At 42.2% G+C, this 13,865-nt stretch carries 14 protein-coding genes; 6 read left to right on the top strand and 8 right to left on the bottom strand.

The window, feature by feature from the left end; all coding sequences use genetic code 11:
- Nucleotides 1-21: 21 nt before the first annotated feature.
- A complete protein-coding gene (locus ACI882_RS09700) occupies nt 22-318 on the bottom strand; it encodes an MGMT family protein (protein ID WP_411743139.1) in 297 nt (98 codons plus the stop codon).
- Between the two features lie 122 nt (nt 319-440).
- Nucleotides 441-917, bottom strand: coding sequence for a peroxiredoxin (locus tag ACI882_RS09695; RefSeq protein ID WP_411743138.1), 477 nt, complete (start codon nt 915-917; stop codon nt 441-443).
- Between the two features lie 224 nt (nt 918-1,141).
- Here ACI882_RS09695 and ACI882_RS09690 point away from each other — a divergent pair, with 224 nt between their 5' ends.
- Nucleotides 1,142-3,442 carry a 7TM diverse intracellular signaling domain-containing protein gene (locus ACI882_RS09690; protein ID WP_411743137.1) on the top strand — a complete coding sequence of 767 codons (2,301 nt, stop codon included), beginning with the start codon at nt 1,142-1,144 and terminating at the stop codon, nt 3,440-3,442.
- Here ACI882_RS09690 and ACI882_RS09685 read toward each other — a convergent pair whose 3' ends face one another.
- From ACI882_RS09685 to ACI882_RS09670, 4 genes are all read right to left on the bottom strand, one after another.
- A complete protein-coding gene (locus tag ACI882_RS09685) occupies nt 3,443-4,885 on the bottom strand; it encodes a GGDEF domain-containing protein (RefSeq protein ID WP_411743136.1) in 1,443 nt (480 codons plus the stop codon).
- A 60-nt stretch (nt 4,886-4,945) separates the two neighbouring features.
- Nucleotides 4,946-5,764 (bottom strand): endonuclease/exonuclease/phosphatase family protein, encoded by an 819-nt coding sequence (locus ACI882_RS09680; protein WP_411743135.1) that lies wholly within the window; start codon nt 5,762-5,764, stop codon nt 4,946-4,948.
- 115 nt (nt 5,765-5,879) lie between these two features.
- Nucleotides 5,880-6,509: a thiol:disulfide interchange protein DsbA/DsbL gene (locus ACI882_RS09675; RefSeq protein ID WP_411743134.1), complete on the bottom strand. Its 630-nt coding sequence runs from the start codon at nt 6,507-6,509 to the stop codon at nt 5,880-5,882.
- A gap of 143 nt (nt 6,510-6,652) precedes the next feature.
- On the bottom strand, nt 6,653-7,285 hold the full coding sequence (locus ACI882_RS09670; RefSeq protein WP_411743133.1) for a c-type cytochrome: 633 nt from the start codon (nt 7,283-7,285) through the stop codon (nt 6,653-6,655).
- 140 nt (nt 7,286-7,425) lie between these two features.
- On the opposite strand from ACI882_RS09670, the gene yihA reads away from it, so the two are divergent.
- Complete coding sequence (yihA, locus tag ACI882_RS09665; RefSeq protein WP_411743132.1) at nt 7,426-8,076, top strand: ribosome biogenesis GTP-binding protein YihA/YsxC; 651 nt, start codon at nt 7,426-7,428, stop codon at nt 8,074-8,076.
- Here the strand turns inward: yihA and ACI882_RS09660 are convergent.
- Nucleotides 8,058-8,966, bottom strand: coding sequence for a MaoC family dehydratase (locus tag ACI882_RS09660; RefSeq protein WP_411743131.1), 909 nt, complete (start codon nt 8,964-8,966; stop codon nt 8,058-8,060). The two genes, yihA and ACI882_RS09660, sit on opposite strands and share 19 nt — an antisense overlap.
- 192 nt (nt 8,967-9,158) lie before the next feature.
- Between ACI882_RS09660 and ACI882_RS09655 the strand changes: the two genes are divergently transcribed.
- Genes ACI882_RS09655 through ACI882_RS09645 form a run of 3 tightly spaced genes read left to right on the top strand, consistent with a single transcriptional unit; the run spans nt 9,159 to nt 11,003 of the window.
- Entirely contained in the window at nt 9,159-9,395 is a 237-nt protein-coding gene (locus tag ACI882_RS09655) for a YheV family putative metal-binding protein (protein WP_411743130.1), read from the top strand.
- Between the two features lie 13 nt (nt 9,396-9,408).
- Nucleotides 9,409-9,918: a 5-(carboxyamino)imidazole ribonucleotide mutase gene (purE, locus tag ACI882_RS09650; protein ID WP_411743129.1), complete on the top strand. Its 510-nt coding sequence runs from the start codon at nt 9,409-9,411 to the stop codon at nt 9,916-9,918.
- Nucleotides 9,915-11,003 (top strand): 5-(carboxyamino)imidazole ribonucleotide synthase, encoded by a 1,089-nt coding sequence (locus ACI882_RS09645; protein WP_411743128.1) that lies wholly within the window; start codon nt 9,915-9,917, stop codon nt 11,001-11,003. Before purE ends, ACI882_RS09645 begins: the two co-directional genes overlap by 4 nt.
- 150 nt (nt 11,004-11,153) lie before the next feature.
- Here the strand turns inward: ACI882_RS09645 and ACI882_RS09640 are convergent, their stop codons facing one another.
- Nucleotides 11,154-12,497 carry an MATE family efflux transporter gene (locus ACI882_RS09640; protein ID WP_411743127.1) on the bottom strand — a complete coding sequence of 448 codons (1,344 nt, stop codon included), beginning with the start codon at nt 12,495-12,497 and terminating at the stop codon, nt 11,154-11,156.
- A gap of 220 nt (nt 12,498-12,717) precedes the next feature.
- Between ACI882_RS09640 and coxB the strand changes: the two genes are divergently transcribed.
- Nucleotides 12,718-13,857: a cytochrome c oxidase subunit II gene (coxB, locus tag ACI882_RS09635; RefSeq protein WP_411743126.1), complete on the top strand. Its 1,140-nt coding sequence runs from the start codon at nt 12,718-12,720 to the stop codon at nt 13,855-13,857.
- Nucleotides 13,858-13,865 lie beyond the last annotated feature (8 nt).

The following is a 13,865-nucleotide window of genomic DNA, read 5'->3' as shown; positions in this document are numbered from 1 at the left end:
TAAGCACTTACATTAAGGTAATTAGTTAGGATCGCTAGGCCAAAAAAACTCAATTGGAAACTTACCGCGATCATTGGGAATGAGCCCTTCTTTCGCCAATAGCTGGTGTTGTTTGAGCGCACCGCTGTGTTCAGTTATTTTACGCTGGCTATTAATAATCCGAAACCAAGGTAGTTGGCTGTCTGGCGGTAATGTACGCAGCCAGGCCTGAATTTGCCGTACGTGCACGCCACTTAAGCTTGCAAGCTGCCCATAGCTGGTATAGCGGCCCTTTGGAATAGACGCCATGGTATGATAAAAAACTGTTTTGTCTCCCATATACCGACCTAGCATGGCTTTTAGTGCAATAAGACTAAACGACTTTACAGAAAAAAGCCCAATTTCTTATATTCATTTCAGAGTTTGGGCTCACTTAAGGAATGCATTGCTGAACGGTACTACTAAAGAGCTGCGAGTACCGCTTCTACGGTTGAGTGTTCAAAACCACCGTCTTCAATGCCTATCCATTCAACAACACCGTCATTGGCAATTAGAGCATAGCGCTGTGAACGAATACCCATATTGGCATCTGTTAAATCTAGCACTAAGTCTACTGCTTCTGTGAAGTTAGCGCTGCCATCAGCGATCATGCGGATGTTTTCAGCATTTTGAGATTCACCCCATGCACCCATAACAAAAGCGTCATTAACGCTTAAACATATAATTTCATCTACACCCTTTGCTTTTAAAGCATCTGCTTGAACGACAAACCCGGGTAGATGAGCAGCACTGCAAGTTGGGGTATAGGCACCCGGTAGAGCAAACAACACTACTTTTTTGTTGGCAAATAGCTCATCACTGGTTACTTTTTGAGGACCATCTTTAGATAGCTCTGATAACTCTACGCTGGGTAGCGTATCTCCGACTTGAATAGGCATAGTTTCTCTCAATTTATTGGTTGTGTTGGACAACATTTAATTGGGTCATATTTTTAAAGTTCAATGTTGTTTGCAAAATTACCATCTGCGTTAAATAAGCAAACTAAGTCCAAAATGCTGTTAAACTATTCATATTAACTATTCAATGAGTTCATTTTGTTTTGCTAAAACTACTTAATTGGTCAATCCCAAGATTTGCACTTTATAGTCTCATGCTAGCGGCCATGATTTCTCACACATCACTGGTTAATGCCAATGAATCTCAGGTTATTCACCTTAAGAATGAACCCCTTCAATATCTAGGTAGTTTTATTGAAGTTCTACCAGACAAAGATGATGCATTATCGCCGTTTTTAATCGCGCTACCTGAGTGGGACGAGGCTTGGACGCCCTATAATGAAGACATTCTAAACTTAGGCTATGACCCCGTACCACACTGGATTCGCCTTAAAGTAGATGCGTCAGCTTCAATTCATAAGCAATGGGATCTTGTGATAAGTACATCGGCATTAGACTACGTTGACATTTACCAGATTTTTGAGGAAACAGGTCCACGGCTTGTCTACAGGTCTGGAATGAAACGTTCATTTGCCAATAGAATAGAAGATCATCGGTTTTTTATTGTCCCACTAAAAATATTTAACGAACCCGGTAAACCAACTGAATTTATGATTCGTATTGAGACAGTCGGCTCATTTTATGCGCCAATGCAACTGTATCCCAGCGGTGACTTTTGGTCGCCGTTGCAGAAGCAGGATATTTTTAACTGGATGTTTTATGGCATTATCCTCGCCATGGCACTCTATAACTTGTTTTTATACAGTTCAGTTAGAGATTCAGCTTACCTATACTATGTATTTTTTATCACCTCGTTTGCATTGCTTCATCTATCTCTAGATGGCTATATATTTCAACATTTTTGGCCGTTTGACCAAGGCTACAGTTATGCATTAGACACAGTATTTTCACTGATGACGGCTCTATTTGGTTTTTTATTCTTAAGTAAATTTATGGAATTAAAAGACTACTTACCTAGGTTGAACCTACTTATTATAGTTTTAGCACTACTGCAAATACCGATAATTTTTGCAGCTATCTACTATCATCAAGTTGCTTTTGACAGTTGGACAATGTTTCCACTAGGTACCATGCTTGCATTGGCCGTAATTGTTGGCATTTATGCAGCTTGGAAAGGCCTCAAGACAGCGCGATATTTTTTGGTAGCTTGGGTGCTGTTTGCGCTTGGGAATGCTTACCTAATAGCCGTACTGTTAGGCACTAATCTATTTAACTTCTCACCCCTACTAGCTTCGAAAGCAGCCGCCTTTGCGGAGGCGATGTTGCTAAGTTTCGCCTTAGCCCAGCGTATTAGGCGCCTAAGGGATGACCGTGAAAAGCAACGCTTAAAAGCCGAAGCTCAAAGTTACTTTTTGGCGCAAGTAAGTCATGAAATTAGAACACCTCTTAATGGAGTTTTGGGGACAGTCGAACTATTAGATCAAACAGAATTGAACTCTGAGCAAAAAGATTATATTGAAATTATTAAGGGCTCAGGCCAGTCTCTATTAACACTGGTCGGGGATGTTTTAGATTATTCTAAAATTGAAGCCGGAAAAATGGATATTCAAGAAGAGCAGGTTCCTGTTCATGAATTAATTAAACAGCAGGTCGAACTGTTTCGATCTAGTGCTGCTCAAAAAGATTTGGAGCTTACTTTACATATCTCTAAAGATGTTCCGCGTTGGATAATTACTGACTCACATAGATTACGACAAATTTGGTCGAACCTTTTATCAAATGCGATAAAATTTACAGATCATGGCTACGTTCGAGTAATTCTAGACGTAATAGACGACAAGGGCTCAAAACAGCTAAGTTTCTCAGTCTGTGACAGTGGCCTGGGTATTCCGTTAGCCGAGCAAGCGATGCTATTTAATGCCTATCAACAAGTAGAAATAGGTAAGCGTCGTGTTTATGGTGGAACCGGCTTAGGATTAGCGATATCTAAAGATCTAATTGAATTACTTGGTGGAACTATTCGGCTAGAAAGTGGCGTTGAGAAAGGGTCAACTTTTACTACGTTACTGCCTTTAAATGCGATTGAACTAGAAGAGCCCTATATTGTTGCAGAAGCCCACCCTGAAGTTGGCCGCTCAATGAAAATCCTTGTCGCAGAAGATAACCATGTCAACCAAAAAGTAATTCGAGGATTATTGTCTAAATTAGGACACGAAATAGTGGTTGTTCACCATGGCAAAGAAGCAGTAGCGCTTAGAACCAAATCTATTTTCGATTTTGATCTGATCTTGATGGACTGTGAGATGCCCGTAATGGATGGGTATGAAGCGACGATACGCATTCGAGAGTTTGAGAAGCTTCAAAAACTACCGCCTGTCCCTATTGTTGCACTGACAGCTCATGCCCTAGAGGAAATAAGAAATAAGTGTTTAAACAGTGGAATGACTGACTTCTTAACCAAGCCAATAAATACTAACAAGTTAGTCCGTACACTTAATAAATACTAGCTAGGCTGCTGATGATACTTTGTTGCGGCCGTTTTCTTTAGATTCATATAAGGCTAAATCTGCACGGTGTATCCAAGCACTGGTTTCTTCATCGGCCAATTTTTCCGAAACACCACCAGAAATAGTGATTGGCACCGGCTTATTTTGAAAGTGAAACGGGCGAGACTCAATTCTCTGGCGAATTTTATCTACCGCAATATAGGCATCTTCAAGATTTGTTTGGGGCAGTAATAAAATAAATTCTTCACCACCAAAACGAGCGAGAAAGTCCGATCCTCTCGATACCTCTTTCATTTCTTTGGCCATAATTTTTAAAACTTTATCACCGACAAGGTGGCCAAAGTCATCATTGATTCGTTTGAAAAAGTCGATATCAAGTATGGCAATGCTGATGGGTTGGTTATACCGCTCAGCTCTAGTCAGCTCTTCTGCTAAACGGCGTTCAAACCCCAAGCGATTAGGAAGTTGCGTCAGAGGATCAATTAGGCTCATCTTCCGCTCTTTAGTCAGCTCTTTGAGTAAGGCGAGGTTTTCCTTTTCGAGCGATTGAATATGCCCATTCATCTCTGTTTTACTTTCATGAAGGTTAAGCAACTTATCGGAGTAACTGTGTTGATAAGCCTCTAAACGCGAGGTGATAGCATCTAAGGATTGCAGTAAATCACTCTTGAGTAGTTTTAATTCACTGTGATTATCAATTTTATGACGAGCGTCTATCATTTGTTGATTTATGGTGCTGTTAAAATCAATGTTTATCTGCTTTATTTCATCAAGTGTTTTAGAGTCAGACTCAACAATGTCATTGATTCGTTTTAGTTTTAAATTTAGTTGGGCTAAGTAAACTTCGAACTGTTCTTTTTCTGCTGAAACTCTATCCTGAAGTAAGGTAATTATTTTCGAAGCCAGTCTATCTAAAGTGTTCCAGTCAGGTGTGGGTGTTAATGTTTTAGAAAGCTCAAGTAAAGCGCCATCATCATCACCTAAAAGAGTTAATGCTTCAATCAGCGACAAGAACCGAGAGCCCAAACGTTCACGAACCGCGTCTATTTCTGGACTATCAATTACAGGTGATTCACTAGCGTCGAGAAGCCTAGAAAGTTCATTGGAAATGGGTTCGGCTAAGGTAATAAGGTCATTGATGACCGCTTCTTTGGTTAGTAGCGGGCCTATTAACTTTTCTCTGCGCTCTTTAGAGCTTGCGTGTAATAAAGCTTGGAACGAGTTGCCGAAGCTCTGTAGGTTCGTATTGATGCTGAGCTCTAAGTCGTCGTAAATAACTTCAGCGGCACTCAATGCTTGACTAAGGTCGTCATCGTTAAGCTCTTCAGCTTTTAAGATTGATCGGAACTCTTTTAATTTTAAATCTAATGTGTGGTCTAAGCCCATCAACATGAGCGCAAGGCTGTTAGCGCTTTGTTCTAAAATGGAGAGTTCCTTGGACATCGCCTCTTTCCTTTGTACCAGTGCAAAAAATCAGTATAGACCAACTCTGCAGCAGTAAGGTCAAAATGGACGTTCTATTTCTATTGCCACGGGTAAATGGTCTGATAAGGCAAAATCTAAGACGGCCATCCGCACTATATTAAGATGCCGACTTATTAATATTTGATCAAAACATTTAACGGGACGCCAACTCGGATAGGTTGCTCTAGCATGTGCAGATTTAAGTCCGCACTCTGCTAAAGGAGAGTCATTAAGAATTCGTAGGCTGTGCGTATTCATATCGCCCATAACAATAGCATGGCGGTAACGATTAATTAGATTTTTTATATAAACTAACTGTTTGTTTTGAGCTTCCCTAGTTAACGCTAGATGTACGACAACAATAAGTACGGGTTCAATTTTACCAACCTCAAATGCAATCGCACCACGACCTTTTAAACCTGGTAGCTCATGATTATCTATTTTTATCGGCTCGAAGTCTGAAATGACCCCATTGCTGTGCTGACCCCAACGACCTAAGTTTCGGTTTCTTTGCTGATGCCAAAATTTTTTATCTGCAGCTTTCGCCAAATAATCTACTTGGTTGATAAACTGTGTACGAATGCTTCCACCATCAACCTCTTGCAGAGCAATGAGGTCAAAGTGCCGAACTAATTGAGCAATTTTGTCCAAGTTCACTAAGCGGGAGCGAGAAGGCAATAAATGCTGCCAAGCTTTTAGAACATAGTCACGATATTGCTTAGTGTGAATGCCGACTTGGATATTATAGGAAAGTAATTTAAGCGTATCGTCACGCTCGCTAGGGTCGTTGTTCAAATAGCTATGCCAAGGTTCCAAAATCACAGGAATTGCTTTTTGTTTGTAACCAGATAGTTTCAAGGCGGCCACTTTTATAAAAAGGTGTGCTTAAAGATTAGCAGAATAAAGAACGGTTTAGTGGAGTTTTGAGTAAATTTCCCCGTGCTTACCTAAAAGTAAACACGGGCAGATAGTTCTATTGTTGTGCATCACGCTCAACAAGCCATTTCGCAACTTCAAGAGCGACATTGTTACCGCCAACAGCGCCTGAGTCGATGAGGTACTTACCGTTCGCCATAATAGCCGGAGTACCCTGAATACCACTATTGCCGGTTAGCTGGATACTTTGATTCACTTTACCAGCAACGCCAAAAGAATTTGCCATGGCTAAGTAATCATCTTCAGAAACGCCATATCGAGTAAAAAACTTTGCAAATGCCTTATCAGTCCGCAGCGGTTTACGAGCAACATGGAATTCATTGAAAATACCCTGATGAGCTTCATCGCCGACTTTTAGTAGTACAGCTGAGTAGTAAGCCTTTACTTCGGCAGATTGACGTTCGTTAAACATCACCGGGACTGGAGAAAAGCGGATGGTGTCAGGTAAGCTGCTTTTGAATGCTTGCGCTGCTGGTTCTAGGTTTGCACAGTGAATACAGCCATAGCTGAAAAACTCCATTATTTCACCAACTTCGTCACCACTGTAGCTAGTGGGTAATGGCGTAACGAGCGTCTTATAATGAACGCCTTCTACCCATTTATCCTCCGCGATAGCGAATAAGGAGAGAAATGATAGCGCAGCGGCCATTAGGATTTTTTTACTCATGTTGCGGTACTCCAAGTTAATACGGTATTGGTTAAGCCTATAGTGCCCTTTGCGTGCAGACAAAAAAAGCGAGAAGAAGTTTCCTTCGACCCGCTTTTCAGTATCTTTACCGCGCTTGAATATAAGCTGAACAGTTTGAAGTTTTAATGAAGACCTTGGATATAACTTGCCAGCGCTTCTATCTCAAAATCTTTTAAATTAAAGGCAATGCTTCGCATTATCATAGCTTCACCATCGTTTACGCGGATATCAGCAGCCGGCTCTTTAAAACGATAACCTTTTTGGAACTTAGTTAACGATGAGATTGTGTATTCGGCATGTTGCCCAGATAACATCGGGAAGCCACCCAGTGCTATGCCAGCTCCAGTTGGAGAATGACAACCTGCACAGGCAGGAACACCGGTACTTGCGTTACCTGCTTTATACAATGCTTCACCAAGTTCGACTAAAGCAGGATCTGCCTCACCTACTTGAACGCTTTGAGAAGCATAATAAGCGCTAATGTCTTCAAGTTGTTGGTCAGAGTATGGCGCTAGTAGCCCCGTCATTTCGATGACTACCCTATTACCCGATTTAATATCGTGTAATTGTTTTGTTAAATACTTTTCACCTTGACCCGCTAACTTAGGAAAGTTGGCCAATGGGCTGTTACCGTCTGTACCGTGACAACTGGCACATACCGCAGTTAGTGCCTCACCGTCTTCTGCATTACCGGCTGCGTTGGCAACAGAGGCCAAACCGGCGATGACTAAAAAGCTTACAATCAGTTTTTTCATATCGCATTCCAGGCTAAATTCTTGTCGTTGTTCGCACCAGCGCGAAGGCTGAGCCATTTTTAAAGTGCCGATAGTATATAGAGTCGATTAGAAAACCGCTACAATGCTATTTACTTCATACATACGACAAATGGTTAAATATGTCTTCAATTAAGTTTGATTCCGCTGATTTTATGACCAGTGCGGCTAAATACTCGCAATGTCCTCCTGATACGGGTTCGGAAGTGGCGTTTGCTGGGCGATCCAATGCCGGTAAAAGCTCAGCAATGAACACCATTACGCGAAATTCTAAGCTCGCGCGGATATCAAAAACACCAGGCCGAACTCAGTTACTTAACTTTTTTACTTTATCAGGTGGAGACTACCGTTTAGTCGATTTACCAGGCTATGGCTTTGCAAAAGTTAATAAAAACATGAAAGCCGATTGGGAAGAAAACATTGGCGAGTATATGGCTGAGCGTCTTAGCCTGAAAGGTGTCGTTTTGTTAATGGATATTCGACACCCGTTAACCCCATTTGACCGTATGATGATAGATTGGGCCGTAACCGCAGAAATGCCGCTTTGTGTGGTACTTACAAAATCAGACAAACTCAAAAAAGGACCTGCGAAAAGTACTTATCTTAAAGTGAAAGCCGAATTGCAATCAAAAGCACCTTGGCTAACGGCACAAATGTTTAGTTCATTGAAAAAAGAAGGTGTGCCAGAGCTCAATGACTGGATTACTCAACAGCTTACTGACACCGATACTGGCGATCATGGTGAAAATAGCGATCAATTAGAGCAAATATAGCGTCCAGAAACTAAAAGGTTTCCTTCTCGATCAACCAACTCGAAATGATCAAGTGTGCACAGTAAGGTTGGTTTAGAGGGTTGAGAGACGGGCCGAAGAAATTCAATTTCTACAGAGCGAATTGAACTTTTCCAATGACGGCCTAGTTCAGCGACTATAACATTCAATGTACACAGCCCTTGAATAAATGAAGATTTGTGACCAAACAACCGAGCACCAATCGAAGAAATATGCATCGGATTGAGATCACCCGATAGTTTGCCGTACTTTTGGCCTAATGAACGACCAATGGTTAATTGAATAGAATCAGCCATTGGGTTGTTTGTTAGTAATGCTTTAGTATTTCGACGCTCAGGCGCTAAACCTTTCATATCTAATTGTGCGACAAACTCTTCATCTAGACCTGCAACATAGAGCTCATCTTCTAAATGCATGATGTCTTGGCCACGAACATTTTTGACCACAGATAAAAAACGTATCATCACTGCACGTTTGCTATGTGGCTTCACCCCTAAATAATGCACATAGGTTGAGTAGTGCTCATCAACCTGAAAGCCATCTTTGTTTATCATCAACAAACGGCTGCTGAGGTGCATAATGCGCCCAAAGCTAATGCCTATTTCTTTAAGAACCTGCATTAAGGCCCATACACCGGCTGGGGCACTAAAGGTGAAGGCTTGTGGATATGACAAGTCGTAACCGGTTAAATCTAACCAAGCCTGCATTTTTTTCTCGGTTAAAAACCAGGTGGTTTTCATTGGTGGCAGCTCGGAGTCGAGAGACAAAGACTCATCTTGAGAAATACTTTGGAATACCTTGTAGTAAAACTTTGAAGCATAGCCAAAGCCAGATTTAGGTGTGTCGAACCAGGTAGATTTTTGCTTTGCCATAAATTTAATTCTGTATTAAAACCGAGCGCTCTTAGATAAACGCAATATAGCAGACTATTTGTGTAAATGACGGACATATTACCTTGTTTCTTTCTATAGCTGACCATCCAGACAGGTATAAAATCACCCTGCCTCATGACGAGCGTGAAGCTGACCGTTATACTAGTACTCTTTAACAGGGCGTATCTTTTTATGAAAAAACGATTCATCGCAGGTGTTGTTTGCCCTAAGTGTGGCGCCATGGATGCAATGCTCGCTGGAGAGAATGCCGAAGGCACTGTGTTAGAGCGCGAATGCATTGAGTGTGGCTTTATTGATCACCTCAGTACGGGCTTGAACGTACCGAATGAAGTTTCAACCCGAGTGAATAACAAAGATTCATCACCTGCTGATAACGAGCCGGTTCAAATTGTCAGAATTATTGAATAAGGATTCTCCTGCAGTGAGCACAACAAAAGCGTCTCCACGCGTCGGTATAATTATGGGTTCTCAGTCCGATTGGGCAACAATGAGCCATGCTTCAGATACATTAACTGCCTTAGGTATTGAGCATGAGTGTAAGGTAGTCTCGGCGCACCGAACTCCCGATCTCTTGTTTGAATATGCAGAAACCGCCGAAGCACGAGGTATTAATGTCATTATTGCTGGCGCTGGCGGTGCAGCTCATTTACCGGGTATGTGTGCCGCTAAAACACACTTACCCGTGTTAGGTGTACCAGTACAAAGCAGTATGCTCAGTGGTGTTGATTCATTGTTGAGTATTGTGCAAATGCCTGCAGGAATTCCAACGGGCACGCTCGCGATAGGTAAAGCGGGTGCTATTAACTCTGCGCTCTTAGCTGCGAGTATATTGTCGATTAGTGATACACCTGTGCGTGAGGCACTCAAAAAATTCCGTACACAGCAAACAGAAAGTGTTTTGGCAAACCCTATTCCCGGTGAAGTAAAATGAAACTAGCAATTGTTGGCGGCGGTCAGCTAGGCCGAATGATGGCGCAAGCAGCACTACCGTTAGGTATTAAAAGTTTGCTTTTAGACCCTATTGCAGATGCGTGTGGCGTAGATTGTGGTGAATTATTGGTTGCGGCCTACGATGACCCTGCTTCTTTAGACTCTCTGGCTCAGCAATGCGATGCGGTGACTTTCGAATTTGAAAATGTCCCGCCGGCAGCCGTTTCACGCCTAGCTAAAGATATTCCTGCCTATCCTCCTGCACAAGCATTGGAAACAGCACGAGACCGTTGGAATGAAAAGTCATTATTTCAGTCTTTAAATATAGCAACAGCAACATTGGCTCTTGTTGATGATCAAGCCAGTTTAGTGCAAGGCGTCGCTAAGGTTGGCTTCCCCTGTGTTTTGAAAACTCGCACTCTTGGCTACGATGGTAAAGGGCAAAAAGTATTACGTAGCTCGGTTGATATTGAAGGCACTTTCGAAGAGCTTGGTGCTGTACCTCTATTGCTGGAAGGTTTCGTTGATTTTGATTACGAAGTGTCTTGCTTGAGTGTTCGTGGTCGTGACGGCGAATGTGTTTTCTACCCACTCGTTGAAAATGAACACCGACAGGGAATATTACATAAAAGCCGACCGCTACTAAACCATCCGCTACAATCTCAAGCCGCCCAAGCCGCCCAAGCCGTTATGGAGGCTATTGATTACGTGGGTGTTATGGCATTTGAATTTTTCGTTCAAGGTGATCATCTCGTGGCCAATGAAATAGCACCGAGAGTCCATAATTCGGGACACTGGACTATTGAAGGGTCAGCTTGTAGCCAGTTTGAAAACCATGTTCGTGCAGTCATGGGTTTACCATTAGGCTCCACAGAGACATCACGGCCAATAGCAATGCTGAACGTTATTGGCAAACGCCCCGATATTCACAAGTTGTTGGCGATTCCAGGCGTGCATCTAAATGATTATGGCAAAGCAGAACGCCAAGGTCGCAAAATAGCCCATATTAATATCAGTGCGGTAAACGAAGCTGATTTGTTAGTTAGATTAGACGCCGTTGAAGGTATTCTCGTTAATAACCTTTAGTGTAGTGGAAAAGTGTCAGGTATAAAGTGGGTATTGAAATAGAGGTCGCTGCAAGTGCGTCCATGCAAGCTCAGCGAAGACATCCATGTCTTCGATGTCCTCTATTCCAATACCCTCTCTATATTTTCTTGTTACTGGCTATTTCAGTGTTTAATACACCCGCTTGTAAAATACCGCTAATAACCACAGTGATCGAATTAAGAACATGCAATGAAAGCTAATCCATAGCCAAGTATTCGTTTGGGCAAACAACCAGCTGAAAATAAAAAAGACAACAAAAGCCGAAACCACGCTGTTGCGCATGCTTCTTGTTTCACGGGCGCCAATAAAAATACCATCTAACCAAAACGCGATTCCGCCTGTTATCGGCAGCCAGGCAATTAGCCAAATAACTTGATTGGCTTGTGTAAGCACATCTACTTGGCTGTTGAGCAAGCCAACGAATGCGCCACCGAAGAGCGAGAAGAAAACTGACATGGTGAGCATGAATATGGCGGTTAAGACAAAGGTGGTTTTAAACACTTGCCGTTTGAGTTGTTGGTTACCGCTGCCAATAGCGTGGCCCGTTTGAGCTTCTGCAGCGGCTGCGGTGCCATCTAAAAAATGAGCGATAAAATAAAAAAACTGCAGCAGTAAGCCATTTGCTGCCAATACCGAGGCACCTAATTCTGCACTTACTCGGTTAAACCAAAGAAAGCTCGTTAATAGGACAAAGGTTCGTATGAATATATGCGAGCTGACTTGAAAGATGGGTGCAAAAGCAGACCACTCTAGGGTTAAGGGCGTTCGCTTTGCTTGTTTTAATTCTGACCGTTTAAAGGTTCGCCAAAGTTGCCACAAAATTAGTGTTAACCCGAGGTATTCACTAATAACTGTGCCCCAGGCTATCCCGGCAATCTGCCAACCTAAACCGTAAACAAACCATAAATTAAAACCGATATTAGCCAGTTGACTGATTGCCACCGTCTGTAAACCAATTTTTGTATTCTGCATACCAATGAAAAACCCAAGCAATAGCGAATTGAGCACTAATGCAGGTACGCCAAACATTCGAATCTGTAGATAAATAGTCGCTTGTTCGGCCACATTTTGCGGCGGGTTTATAAAGTCTAAGCCATAGTGAATAAATAGCGGTGAGAACAATAAAAAAAGTATGATCAAGCACGCCGCTAATATTAAGTAGCGAAAAAGAGTCAATCGCAGTTGAGCAAAGTTGTTTTGACCCAGTAGTTGAGAGGTAAATCCTGACAGCCCCATGGCCAAAAAATTGAACCCGCCAAAAACATAGGCCATGAGAGCCAGTCCCGCAGTTACCCCCGCTAAATAAAGACTATTGTCGAGGTGACCGAGGATGGCGGCATCGGTTAGCCCGAGTAAAGGCATCGACATATTGGCAAGAATCACAGGCCAAGCGAGCGACCAAGTTTTTAAAAAAGCCTTCTTTTCCTCTTTTGCAAAATTATTTGCAAAATATTTAATTATTTTTACTGACATAGATCAACTTTAAGTTACTGATTTATATGGATTTTTTCTTAAAAATAGCATCGATGGATGATTTTTGATCTAAAAACCCCCTTGGGACTTTAAAATAACACTGTTTATACTATGGGTGTAAGTTTCTTATTGGTTGGCTAGAGGTTCTGGAGAGAGCGTTTCCTAAAATAGAAAACGAGACCTTGGTTGACCAGAAAATAACAATAAACAGAGGTGAATTATGCCGTTTAAGCTGCTTGTCAGAACAGTGGCACTGTTAGTGATTGCGTTAAGTTCGTTAGCGCATGCCGACTGGCAATTAAATATGCCACGAGGTGTCACTGACATCAGTCAGGAAGTCTTTGGGTTACATATGTTGGTTTTTTGGATATGTGTGATTATTGGCGTCTTAGTATTTGGTGTTATGTTTTATTCAATTATCAAACACCGTAAATCCAAAGGGGCCGTGGCGTCCAATTTCCATGAAAGTACCAAGATTGAATTGCTTTGGACCATCGTGCCCACCATCATTGTTGTTTTTATCGGGGTGAAAGCTTTTTATACACTCGAGAAAATGTACGATTTTGAAGACTCGGCGATGACCGTTGAAGTAGTTGGTTATCAGTGGAAATGGCGTTATACCTATTTGAGCGATGATCCAAGCGAGCAGGTCAGCTTTTTCTCAACCTTGACCACGCCGAAAGACCAGATCAATAACCTGCAAGAAAAAAATGAAAATTACCTATTAGAAGTAGATGAGCCGTTAGTTCTTCCTGTTGGTTCAAAGATTCGTTTTGTTCTGTCTTCAGCCGATGTTATTCACAGCTGGTGGGTACCACAACTCGCCGTTAAAAAAGATGCGATTCCAGGTATCGTGAATGAAAGCTGGACCATTATAAATGAGCCAGGTACCTACCGTGGTCAATGTACCGAGCTATGCGGTAAAGACCATGGCTTTATGCCAGTTGTCGTTATTGCTAAACCGCAAGCAGAATTTGATGAATGGTTAGCCGGTAAAAAAGAAGAAGCTAAGAAATTGGCAGAGCTAACACAGAAAGATTGGACCTTTGATGAACTAATGACAACAGGTGAGTCGGTTTACCAGAAAAGCTGTGCTTCCTGTCACCTAGCAAACGGTGAAGGTGTGCCGGGTGCATTCCCAGCCTTAAAGGGCAGTCCAATTGCGACAGGTGATGTTTTTGCGCACCTCGACATCGTTGTTAACGGTTCGCAAACAAACCCTGCTATGGCCGCATTTGGTGCGCAACTCAGTGAAGTAGATCTTGCCGCGGTAATTACTTATGAGCGTAATGCTTGGGGTAATAATATGGGTGATATGGTCACACCAATCGATATTCTTAACTTTAACTCGGGTCAATAGGAGGTTTG

This window comes from Reinekea sp. (assembly GCF_046710285.1).
Classification (GTDB): domain Bacteria; phylum Pseudomonadota; class Gammaproteobacteria; order Pseudomonadales; family Natronospirillaceae; genus Reinekea.
Note: the sequence above shows the minus strand (reverse complement) of the source record. Positions and strands in the feature narration are given on the sequence as shown.

Bases quoted from the DNA above. Each gene is read 5' to 3' on its own strand.
- coxB (WP_411743126.1), top strand. From the start codon at position 12,718: ATGCCGTTTAAGCTGCTTGTCAGAACAGTGGCACTGTTAGTGATTGCG.
- ACI882_RS09640 (WP_411743127.1), bottom strand. From the start codon at position 12,497: ATGTCAGTAAAAATAATTAAATATTTTGCAAATAATTTTGCAAAAGAG.
- ACI882_RS09670 (WP_411743133.1), bottom strand. From the start codon at position 7,285: ATGAAAAAACTGATTGTAAGCTTTTTAGTCATCGCCGGTTTGGCCTCT.
- ACI882_RS09645 (WP_411743128.1), top strand. From the start codon at position 9,915: ATGAAACTAGCAATTGTTGGCGGCGGTCAGCTAGGCCGAATGATGGCG.
- ACI882_RS09695 (WP_411743138.1), bottom strand. From the start codon at position 917: ATGCCTATTCAAGTCGGAGATACGCTACCCAGCGTAGAGTTATCAGAG.
- yihA (WP_411743132.1), top strand. From the start codon at position 7,426: ATGTCTTCAATTAAGTTTGATTCCGCTGATTTTATGACCAGTGCGGCT.
- ACI882_RS09660 (WP_411743131.1), bottom strand. From the start codon at position 8,966: ATGGCAAAGCAAAAATCTACCTGGTTCGACACACCTAAATCTGGCTTT.
- ACI882_RS09700 (WP_411743139.1), bottom strand. From the start codon at position 318: ATGGGAGACAAAACAGTTTTTTATCATACCATGGCGTCTATTCCAAAG.
- ACI882_RS09690 (WP_411743137.1), top strand. From the start codon at position 1,142: ATGATTTCTCACACATCACTGGTTAATGCCAATGAATCTCAGGTTATT.
- ACI882_RS09655 (WP_411743130.1), top strand. From the start codon at position 9,159: ATGAAAAAACGATTCATCGCAGGTGTTGTTTGCCCTAAGTGTGGCGCC.
- ACI882_RS09675 (WP_411743134.1), bottom strand. From the start codon at position 6,509: ATGAGTAAAAAAATCCTAATGGCCGCTGCGCTATCATTTCTCTCCTTA.
- ACI882_RS09685 (WP_411743136.1), bottom strand. From the start codon at position 4,885: ATGTCCAAGGAACTCTCCATTTTAGAACAAAGCGCTAACAGCCTTGCG.